The following is a 9,788-nucleotide window of genomic DNA, read 5'->3' as shown; positions in this document are numbered from 1 at the left end:
TCTGGCGACTGATACACCGCATTCGCGAGCAAGCCCGCTCCCACATTGGATCTGTGTGATCGTTAGAGAGGGCGCTGCTCTATTTCTGCGTCCCATCATCATGCTGCAGATTCGCCTGGGTCAGGTTCGCCCCCGCCGGCACACTGCGCGTCAGCCACACATTGCCGCCAATGGTCGAGCCCTTGCCGATCGTAATCCGCCCCAGGATCGTCGCCCCGGCGTAGATCACCACATCATCCTCGACAATCGGATGCCGCGGATGGCCTTTCTGCAATTGCCCATCCTCATCCGCCGGGAAACGCTTGGCGCCCAATGTCACGGCCTGGTAGATCCGTACCCGCTCGCCGATGATCGCCGTCTCGCCAATCACCACACCCGTCCCGTGGTCGATAAAGAAGCTCGGGCCGATCTGCGCGCCCGGGTGAATATCAATCCCGGTCGCCGAATGCGCGATTTCCGCGCTGATGCGCGCCAGCAACGGCAAGCCTGCCCGATACAAGTGGTGCGCCAGGCGATGGTGAATCACCGCCAAAATCCCCGGGTAGCACAACAGCACTTCGTCCACGCTGCGCGCCGCCGGGTCGCCGTGGTAGGCGGCGAGCACGTCGGTGTCCAACAGGCTGCGCAAGCCTGGCAACGCCAGGGCGAAATCCTGGATCAGGTGGATGGCATGGGCGTCGACTTCACTGTCATCCTGGCCACCTTGCCGCGCGGCATACCGCAGCTCCAGGCGCGCCTGGGCGAGCAATGCATTCAGCGCCACATCCAGGGTGTGGCCGACGTAGAAGTCTTCACTTTCTTCACGCAGGTCCACCGGCCCCAGACGCATGGGGAACAGAGCACCACACAACGCCTCGAGAATCTGCGCCACGGCTTCCCGTGAAGGCAGCTCGCGCCCGCCCTGCTCGCCGCTGACCCGGCCGTTGCGGGTGCGCCACTGGTCCCGGGCGCTGCGCAGCTGGCTGACGATGGTCTGTAATTGCCAATGACTGGAACGCTCACTCACGGTCTTCACTCCTGACGAAATGCCCATCACTTTACGGCAAGGAACCTGAGCGTCCTTAAGAACCAATAGTGCAATGCTAATAACCCGTCGACATAAGCGATTGGCGGTTGCCGACGCAAAAGTGCCTGCCTATAGTCCCAGCATCTCTGACCACCCGTGCGTAGCCATGATCAAACAACAGCTCGACCGCTTTAACCGTCTGGAACTGCTGGGCGGCGCCACCGCCCTGGAAAAACTCGAGCGGCTGTCGGCCTGGCTGGGGCGTGACGTCTACGTCAAACGCGACGACACCACGCCGCTGGCGATGGGCGGCAACAAGCTGCGCAAACTCGAATACCTTGCCGCCGATGCGCTGGCCCAGGGTGCCGATACCCTGGTGACCGCCGGCGCGATCCAGTCCAACCATGTACGCCAGACCGCTGCGCTGGCCGCCAAGCTGGGCCTGGGCTGCGTTGCCCTGCTGGAAAACCCGACGGGCACCGAAGACCCCAACTACCTGGCCAACGGCAACCGCCTGTTGCTGGAGCTGTTCGACGCCAAGGTCGAGTTGGTGGAGAACCTGGACAACGTCGACGACCAGCTCAACGCCCTCGCCGACCGCCTGCGCAGCAACGGCAAGAAGCCGTACCTGGTGCCCATCGGCGGCTCCAACGCCCTCGGCGCCCTGGGTTACGTGCGCGCCGGGCTGGAGCTGGCCGGGCAGATTGAAGACAGCGGCATCCCGTTCTCCACCGTGGTCCTGGCCTCCGGCAGCGCCGGCACCCACAGCGGCCTGGCCCTGGCGCTGGCCGAAGTACTGCCCGAGCTGCAAGTGATTGGCATAACGGTGTCCCGTACCGACGAAGCCCAGCGCCCCAAGGTGCAGGGCCTGGCCGAACGTACCGCCGAACTGCTCGGCGTGCCGCTGCCGGACGCGTTCAAGGTGATCCTGTGGGACGAGTACTTCGCCCCCCGTTATGGCGAGCCGAGTGCCGGCACGCTGGCGGCGATCAAGCTGGTAGCCAGCCAGGAAGGCCTGCTGCTGGACCCGGTCTACACGGGCAAGGCCATGGCCGGGTTGCTGGATGGCATTGGACGCCAGCGCTTTGAAGAGGGGCCGATCATCTTCCTGCACACGGGTGGCGCACCGGCGTTGTTTGCTTATGATTCGAGCTTTTGATATTCCATAAAGAAATATCAATCTGATTTTATATTATTTTCAAGTCTTAAAAACCGGCTTTATAGTCGCGCCGTAGGCGAGCTTGATGGCGATACGCATGACTGGGCAGATCCAAAACACCGAGTTGATGCAATCGCGGGCAAGCCCGGCTCCCACACACCGCGCTTTTAAGGCAGGATACGACTACCGCGTCACCTGCATCGCTCAACATAAAAAACACAGGGGCTCTTCATGACTATTTCCGTATTCCGTCGCACGTTACTGGTTGGCACATTGGGGCTGGCGCTTGGCGCCGGGTGGCTCGGTCAGGCAGTTGCCGGCGAGCAGTTGGACAACATCAAGAAAGCCGGCGAAATCAAGATTGGCCTGGAAGGCACCTACCCGCCGTTCAGCTTCGTCGACGAAAGCGGCAAGCTCAGCGGTTTCGAGGTCGAGTTGTCTGAAGCGCTGGCCAAGAAGCTGGGCGTCAAGGTCAAGCTGCAAGCCACGCCGTGGGATGGCATCCTCGCCGCCCTGGAATCCAAGCGCCTGGACGCGGTCGTCAACCAGGTGACCATCTCCGATGCGCGCAAGGAAAAGTATGACTTCTCCAAGCCTTACACCGTCTCCGGGATCCAGGCGCTGACCCTGGCGAAGAACGTCGACACCATCAAGACCGCCGACGACCTGGCCGGCAAGAAAATCGGTGTGGGCCTGGGCACCAACTACGAACAATGGCTCAAGGAAAACCAACCGAAAGCCATCGTCAAAACCTACAACGATGACCCAACCAAGTTCCAGGACCTGCGCATCGGCCGTGTCGACGCCATCCTGATCGACCGCCTCGCCGCGCTGGAATACGCCAAGAAAGCCAAGGACACCGCCGCCGCAGGTGCTGCGTTCTCCCGTCAGGAAGCCGGTATTGCCCTGCGCAAAGGCGAGCCTGAACTGCTGGCCGCGGTGAACAAGGCTCTGGACGAACTGCGCGCCGACGGTACCTTGAAGAAGCTGTCCGAGAAGTACTTCAACGCTGACGTTACTCAATAATGGAAGCAGGTTTCCAACTCGCGCTGGACTCCGCGCCCTTTCTGCTCAAGGGCGCGTACTTCACGGTCATCCTTAGCCTCGGCGGGATGTTTTTCGGCTTGCTGCTGGGCTTCGGCCTGGCCTTGATGCGCCTGTCGCGCTTCAAGCTGTTGAGCTGGACCGCCCGCGTCTACGTGTCGTTCTTTCGCGGCACGCCCTTGCTGGTACAGCTGTTCCTGATCTACTACGGCTTGCCGCAAGTGGGCATCGAGCTGGATCCGATCCCGGCGGCCATGATCGGCTTCTCGCTGAACATGGCTGCTTATGCCTGTGAAATCCTGCGTGCCGCCATCGGTTCCATCGAGCGCGGCCAGTGGGAAGCTGCGGCCAGTATCGGCATGACCCGTGCGCAGACCCTGCGCCGGGCCATCCTGCCGCAGGCCATGCGCACGGCCTTGCCGCCGCTGGGCAACAGCTTTATTTCCCTGGTCAAGGATACCGCCCTGGCCGCCACCATCCAGGTGCCGGAGCTGTTCCGCCAGGCGCAATTGGTCTCGGCCCGTACCTTCGAAATTTTCACCATGTATCTGTCCGCCGCCTTGATCTACTGGATTCTTGCCAGCGTCCTGGCGCACGTGCAAAACCGCCTGGAAGCACGAGTCAACCGGCATGACCTGGAGTCTTGAAGCATGATCGTGGTTGAAAAACTGACCAAACAATTCAAGGGTCAGGTGGTGCTTAACGGGATCGACCTTGAGGTCAAGGAAGGCGAAGTCGTCGCCATCATCGGCCCCAGCGGTTCCGGCAAGACCACCTTGCTGCGCTGCCTGAATTTCCTCGAAGAACCCACCAGTGGCCGAATCAAGGTCGGTGACATCGAGATCGACAGCAGCCGCCCGCTCAACCAACAGCAAAGCCTGGTGCGGCGCCTGCGCCAGCACGTGGGTTTTGTGTTCCAGAACTTCAACCTGTTCCCGCACCGCACGGCCCTGGAGAACGTCATCGAAGGCCCGATCGTGGTCAAGAAGATGCCCCGGGCCGCCGCAGATGCCCTGGGCCGCAAGCTATTGGCCCGGGTCGGCCTGGCAGGCAAGGAAGACGCCTACCCACGCCGCCTCTCCGGTGGGCAGCAGCAACGGGTGGCCATTGCCCGGGCCCTGGCGATGGAGCCGGAGGTGATCCTGTTCGATGAGCCGACTTCGGCCCTGGACCCGGAGCTGGTAGGCGAAGTGCTGGCGACCATTCGCAGCCTCGCGGAAGAAAACCGCACCATGGTCATCGTGACCCACGAAATGAGTTTCGCCCGGGATGTGGCCAACCGGGTGATCTTCTTCGACAAGGGCGTCATTGTTGAACAAGGCGAAGCCAAGGCGCTGTTTGCCAACCCGAAAGAAGAACGTACCCGGCAGTTTCTCAGCAAGTTCATCAACAACTAACTTGCGCCGATTCATTGTAAGAAGCTTCGCTTTATAGAGTTGCCGAAAGGCAACTCGCCTCTTTAGTGTTTTTGAGGAAACACCCTTTATTCATTGGGTAAAAGTCACCCTGAAGCACGCACTTGCAGCGCCCTCCCAGTAAGACCCTTCTGAATATTCCATAACCCCCTGTTTGCCCCGTCCAGCCTCTTGACGCCAACTAACCAAGCCTCTTATCTAACGCCCAGAGGATTGGATCCATTCTGGTTTTTTATTAAATCGTTTCTTTCGGACTACGTCGCCTGCCCGCGCCTGATGTCCGGAACGATTGCTGCTGGCTGCACCAAGGAGATTATTTATGAAGCGTATTTCCACCCAGGCGCTGCTCACTGCCCCGACCTTGCCCCAGGCCCATCGAGAAGGCATCAATGCCCTCGCTGCGACAAACCTGCAGGTCGACATCGCGCCTTACTGCGGCATGGACGAGGGCGACCTGATCGAGTTGTTCTGGAACAACTGCTTTGCCGCCTCCCGGCGCATCACCGCCGGCAAGATCGGCATGCCCACCAGCCTGCGAGTGCCGGAGAGCTTTGTGCAAAATGGCCCGGCACGGATTCATTACCGGGTCATGCAGGTCGGCCACGGCCCGGCGCGTTCGGCCATCACCCGGGTGCAGGTCAAGACCGACTACCCCGGCGGCATGCCCTCGGCACTGAGCCTTGATGAAAACCAGAACCTGGCCGCCGTCAGCCTGCCCGAGACCATCCGTCGCCATGGCGTCAACAGCAGCCAGATCCGCCGTGGCGTGCCCCTGACCATCGAGCCGTACCTGAACATGGCGACCGATGACGAAATCACCCTGCGCTGGGGTGACGTGCGCCTGGACCTGCCGAGCATCCAGGCTGGCGATGTGGGCAAGGCGGTGCAGGTGTGGGTGCCGTCGGCCATCATTGTCGAGGCCGGGGACGACCATCGCCTCGAAGTGACCTACTGCATTCTCGACCGGGTCGGCAACAATTCAAGCTGGGCGCCAGCCCGCATCCTGCGCATCGCCGCGCTCGCTCCCCAGGCCCCGACCAGCCCCGCCAGGGCCCCGCTGGCCTACCAACCCCGTCGCCCCGGCTCGCCCTGTGAACCGGGGTGACAGACCTTCTATGCATATTCCTAAAAGTTAGTTTATTAAAAAATTTAACACGCTTAGGGTATATGCACCGGACCACCGGACATTCCTGATTTTTTTATCTTTTCAACGGATGTGAGGTAGGTATGGTCAAAATTACCCCGGTGCGTAACGCCAGGGCATTGCGTGCAGCCAAGGAGCGGCGCTGATGTCTAACTTGGCACAAACACCCCCCCAGAGTGATCTGGACGTCGCCCCGCTGTTGTTGCCCGCCAAAGTGCTGCGCAACGACGCCGAGGCCCTGAGCGCCGCCCACGAGCTGGCACAGGCCGCGCGCCTGCAAGCGGCCAGGCGCGATCAGCAACGCAAACTGCCCTGGGCTGAAATCGAACACTTCACCCGCAGCGGCCTGGGCAGTATTTCCATTCCCCGTGAGTACGGCGGCCCGCAGGTGTCCTTCGTGACCCTGGCCGAGGTGTTCGCGATCATCAGCGCGGCCGACCCGGCGCTGGGGCAAATCCCGCAGAACCATTTCGGCATCCTGCACGTGCTGCAAGGTGCGGCCAGCGAGCGCCAGAAAAAGCAGCTGTTCCAGAGCGTGCTGGACGGCTGGCGCATCGGCAACGGCGGCCCGGAACGCGGTACCAAAAACACCCTGGACCTCAAGTCACGCATCACCGCCGAAGGTGACGGCTACGTCGTCAGTGGCCAGAAGTTCTACTCCACTGGCGCGCTGTTCGCCCATTGGGTGGCGGTCAAGGCCTTGAACGATGACGGCAAAGTCGTCATGGCGTTCGTGCGCCGTGGCACCGAAGGCCTGCGTATCGTCGATGACTGGTCAGGCTTTGGCCAACGCACCACCGCCAGCGGCACAGTGCTGCTGGATCAAGTGGCGGTGGACGCCGAACTGGTGGTGGAAACCTGGCGACTCGGCGAAACACCGGGCATCCAGGGTGCAGTCTCGCAATTGATCCAGGCGGCCATCGACGCCGGCATCGCCCGTGGCGCGATCGACGACACCATCAGCTTTGTACGCGAACGCTCGCGGCCATGGATCGACGCCAAGGTCGAACGGGCCAGCGATGACCTGTATGTGATCGCCGATATCGGCAAGCTGAAGATCGAACTGCACGCCGCTGAAGCCCTGCTGCGCAAGGCCGGCCAGGTACTGGACCAAGTCAGCGCCGCGCCGATCACCGCGCAGTCCGCCGCACGCGCCTCGATTGCCGTAGCCGAAGCCAAGGTGCTGACCACCGAGATTTCCCTGCTCGCCAGCGAAAAGCTGTTCGAGCTGGCCGGCAGCCGCGCGACCCTCGCCGAATTCAACCTCGACCGCCACTGGCGCAACGCCCGGGTGCACACCCTGCACGACCCGGTGCGCTGGAAGTACCACGCGGTGGGCGCTTACCACCTCAACGGCACTTTGCCTGCCCGGCATTCCTGGATTTAACGACCAGACCTCTGGAGAAACCTATGACCCTTTCTCATCACGTCGCGGTTATTACCAGCGATGAACAAGCCCTCATTGTCGCCAGCGACCTGGCCGAAGACTTCCGCCGCGACAGCGCCTTGCGTGACCGTGAACGCCGCCTGCCCTTGCCTGAGCTGGACGTGTTTTCCCGCTCCGGCCTGTGGGGCATCAGCGTACCCAAGGAGTTCGGCGGTGCCGGCGTTTCCAACGTCACCCTGGCCAAGGTCACGGCACTGATTGCCCAGGCGGATGCGTCCCTGGGGCAGATCCCGCAAAACCATTTTTATGCCCTCGAAGTGCTGCGGGTGAACGGCAGCCCGGCGCAGCAAAAACGCCTGTACGCCGAAGTGCTCGCCGGCCAGCGCTTCGGCAATGCGCTGGCAGAACTGGGCACCAAGACCGCCCACGACCGCATCACCAAGATCACCCGCGACGGTGACGGTTTCCGTATCACCGGCCACAAGTTCTACTCGACCGGCGCGATCTACGCCCAACGTATTCCCACGTCCGTGGTGGACGAAAACGGTGTGCAGCAACTGGCCTTTGTCACCCGTGACAGCGAGGGCCTGAGTGTGATCGACGACTGGAGCGGCTTCGGCCAGCGCACCACTGGCAGCGGTTCGGTGGTGTTCGATAACGTGTGGGTCGCGGCCCAGGACGTGATCCCGTTCCAGAGTGCCTTCGAGCGCCCGACCACTGTCGGCCCGCTGGCGCAGATCCTTCACGCCGCCATCGACACCGGCATTGCCCGCGCAGCCTATGAAGATGCCCTGCACTTCGTGCGCACCAAGACCCGGCCGTGGATCGACGCCACCAGCGACAAGGCCACCGAAGATCCGCTGACCCTGAAAAGCTTCGGCCACTTGAGCATCCGCCTGCACGCCACCGAAGCCCTGCTGGAACGCTCAGGCGAATTCCTCGACCGCGCCCAGGCCGACAGCAATGCCGACACCGTCGCGGCCGCATCCATCGCGGTCGCCGAAGTGCGCGCCCTCAGCACCGAGATTTCCCTGGCGGCCGGCAGTACCCTGTTCGAACTTGCCGGAAGCCAGGCGACCCTCGCCGAACACGGCCTGGACCGCCACTGGCGCAACGCCCGGGTACACACCCTGCACGACCCGGTGCGCTGGAAGTACTTTGCTGTGGGCAATTACTACCTCAACGATGAAAACCCGCCACTGCGGGGGACTATCTGATGGCGAAGAAAAAGATCCTGCTCAATGCCTTCAACATGAACTGCATCGGGCACATCAACCACGGCCTGTGGACCCATCCACGGGACAACTCGACCCAGTACAAAACCATCGAGTACTGGACCGAACTGGCGCAATTGCTGGAACGCGGACTGTTCGACGGGCTGTTCATCGCCGACATCGTCGGCGTGTATGACGTCTACCAGAACTCCGTGGACGTGCCGCTCAAGGAAGCGATCCAGCTGCCGGTCAACGACCCGTTGCTGCTGGTCTCGGCCATGGCGGCTGTGACCAAAAACCTTGGCTTCGGCCTGACCGCCAACCTCACCTACGAACCGCCGTATCTGTTCGCCCGGCGCATGTCGACCCTCGACCACCTGAGCCGTGGCCGGGTGGGCTGGAACATCGTCACCGGCTACCTCGACAGCGCCGCCAAGGCCATGGGCCTCACCGAGCAGGTCGAGCACGACCGGCGCTACGACCAGGCCGACGAATACCTGGAGGTGCTCTACAAACTCTGGGAAGGCAGCTGGGAAAACGACGCGGTGATCAACGATCCGCAGGCGCGGGTGTATGCCCAGCCGGAGAAGGTGCACAAGGTCGAGCACAAGGGCGAGTTCTATCAGGTGGAGGGTTATCACCTGTGCGAGCCGTCGCCGCAACGCACGCCGGTGCTGTTCCAGGCGGGCAGCTCCGACCGTGGGCTGCTGTTTGCCGGGCGCCACGCCGAGTGCGTGTTCATCAGCGGGCAGAACAAGGCCTCGACCAAGATCCAGGTGGACAAGGTGCGCGCCAGCGCCGTGGAAGCCGGGCGCAACCCGGACGATATCAAGGTGTTCATGGGCCTGAACGTGATTGTCGGCGCCACCGAAGAAGCTGCGTGGGCCAAGCACGCCGAGTACCTGAGCTACGCCAGTGCGGAAGCCGGCGTGGCGCATTTCTCGGCATCCACGGCGATTGATTTTTCACAGTACGAAATCGACGAACCGATCCAGTACGTGAAGAGCAACGCCATCCAGTCCGCGACCAAGAACCTGCAGAACAATGACTGGACCCGGCGCAAGTTGCTTGAGCAACACGCTCTTGGCGGGCGCTACATCACCCTGGTGGGTTCGCCGGCACAGGTGGCGGATGAACTTGAATCATGGATCAGCGAAACCGGCCTGGATGGCTTCAACCTGACGCGCATCGTCACCCCGGAAAGCTACGTCGACTTTATCGAACTGGTGGTGCCGGAGCTGCAGCGCCGGGGCTCGTACAAGACCGCGTATGAGACCGGGACGTTGCGGGAGAAAGTCTTCCACCACTCCGCGCACTTACCTGAACAACACACCGGCTCCACCTACCGCCACTGAACCAAAATGTGGGAGCGGGCTTGCTCGCGAAAGCGCTGTATCAGTCGCCGGATGCATTCACTGA

At 62.0% G+C, this 9,788-nt stretch carries 9 protein-coding genes; 8 read left to right on the top strand and 1 reads right to left on the bottom strand.

Translation table 11 applies throughout. From position 1 onward, the window contains the following. Positions 1 to 79 precede the first annotated feature (79 nt). Positions 80 to 1,006 (bottom strand): serine O-acetyltransferase EpsC, encoded by a 927-nt coding sequence (gene epsC / locus ACW9I6_RS26810; RefSeq protein WP_003211862.1) that lies wholly within the window; start codon positions 1,004 to 1,006, stop codon positions 80 to 82. A gap of 166 nt (positions 1,007 to 1,172) precedes the next feature. On the opposite strand from epsC, the gene ACW9I6_RS26805 reads away from it, so the two are divergent. From ACW9I6_RS26805 to ACW9I6_RS26770, 8 genes are all read left to right on the top strand, one after another. Further along, positions 1,173 to 2,165 carry a D-cysteine desulfhydrase gene (locus ACW9I6_RS26805; RefSeq protein ID WP_008435811.1) on the top strand — a complete coding sequence of 331 codons (993 nt, stop codon included), beginning with the start codon at positions 1,173 to 1,175 and terminating at the stop codon, positions 2,163 to 2,165. Between the two features lie 231 nt (positions 2,166 to 2,396). Further along, positions 2,397 to 3,191: a cystine ABC transporter substrate-binding protein gene (gene tcyJ / locus ACW9I6_RS26800; protein WP_003211859.1), complete on the top strand. Its 795-nt coding sequence runs from the start codon at positions 2,397 to 2,399 to the stop codon at positions 3,189 to 3,191. Next, a complete protein-coding gene (gene tcyL, locus ACW9I6_RS26795) occupies positions 3,191 to 3,856 on the top strand; it encodes a cystine ABC transporter permease (protein ID WP_003211857.1) in 666 nt (221 codons plus the stop codon). The genes tcyJ and tcyL overlap by 1 nt, the downstream gene beginning before the upstream one ends. A gap of 3 nt (positions 3,857 to 3,859) precedes the next feature. Then, positions 3,860 to 4,606, top strand: a complete 747-nt coding sequence (gene tcyN / locus ACW9I6_RS26790) for an L-cystine ABC transporter ATP-binding protein TcyN (protein ID WP_134325540.1) — start codon at positions 3,860 to 3,862, stop codon at positions 4,604 to 4,606. 337 nt (positions 4,607 to 4,943) lie between these two features. Then, positions 4,944 to 5,729 (top strand): hypothetical protein, encoded by a 786-nt coding sequence (locus ACW9I6_RS26785; RefSeq protein ID WP_003211852.1) that lies wholly within the window; start codon positions 4,944 to 4,946, stop codon positions 5,727 to 5,729. A 184-nt stretch (positions 5,730 to 5,913) separates the two neighbouring features. Next, the gene (locus ACW9I6_RS26780; RefSeq protein ID WP_008435817.1) at positions 5,914 to 7,155 is read left to right on the top strand and encodes an SfnB family sulfur acquisition oxidoreductase; all 1,242 of its coding nucleotides are present in this window, start codon (positions 5,914 to 5,916) and stop codon (positions 7,153 to 7,155) included. A 23-nt stretch (positions 7,156 to 7,178) separates the two neighbouring features. Then, complete coding sequence (locus ACW9I6_RS26775) at positions 7,179 to 8,372, top strand: SfnB family sulfur acquisition oxidoreductase (protein WP_457340032.1); 1,194 nt, start codon at positions 7,179 to 7,181, stop codon at positions 8,370 to 8,372. Further along, positions 8,372 to 9,724 carry an LLM class flavin-dependent oxidoreductase gene (locus ACW9I6_RS26770; protein ID WP_003211846.1) on the top strand — a complete coding sequence of 451 codons (1,353 nt, stop codon included), beginning with the start codon at positions 8,372 to 8,374 and terminating at the stop codon, positions 9,722 to 9,724. The genes ACW9I6_RS26775 and ACW9I6_RS26770 overlap by 1 nt, the downstream gene beginning before the upstream one ends. Positions 9,725 to 9,788: the final 64 nt, after the last annotated feature.

It is taken from the genome of Pseudomonas sp. SDO5522_S412 (assembly GCF_054071215.1).
The sequence above is the reverse complement of the archived record's forward strand: the minus strand, read 5'-3'. Positions and strand labels throughout refer to the sequence as shown.

Bases quoted from the DNA above. Each gene is read 5' to 3' on its own strand.
- ACW9I6_RS26775 (WP_457340032.1), top strand. From the start codon at position 7,179: ATGACCCTTTCTCATCACGTCGCGGTTATTACCAGCGATGAACAAGCC.
- tcyJ (WP_003211859.1), top strand. From the start codon at position 2,397: ATGACTATTTCCGTATTCCGTCGCACGTTACTGGTTGGCACATTGGGG.
- ACW9I6_RS26785 (WP_003211852.1), top strand. From the start codon at position 4,944: ATGAAGCGTATTTCCACCCAGGCGCTGCTCACTGCCCCGACCTTGCCC.
- ACW9I6_RS26770 (WP_003211846.1), top strand. From the start codon at position 8,372: ATGGCGAAGAAAAAGATCCTGCTCAATGCCTTCAACATGAACTGCATC.
- tcyN (WP_134325540.1), top strand. From the start codon at position 3,860: ATGATCGTGGTTGAAAAACTGACCAAACAATTCAAGGGTCAGGTGGTG.
- ACW9I6_RS26780 (WP_008435817.1), top strand. From the start codon at position 5,914: ATGTCTAACTTGGCACAAACACCCCCCCAGAGTGATCTGGACGTCGCC.
- ACW9I6_RS26805 (WP_008435811.1), top strand. From the start codon at position 1,173: ATGATCAAACAACAGCTCGACCGCTTTAACCGTCTGGAACTGCTGGGC.
- tcyL (WP_003211857.1), top strand. From the start codon at position 3,191: ATGGAAGCAGGTTTCCAACTCGCGCTGGACTCCGCGCCCTTTCTGCTC.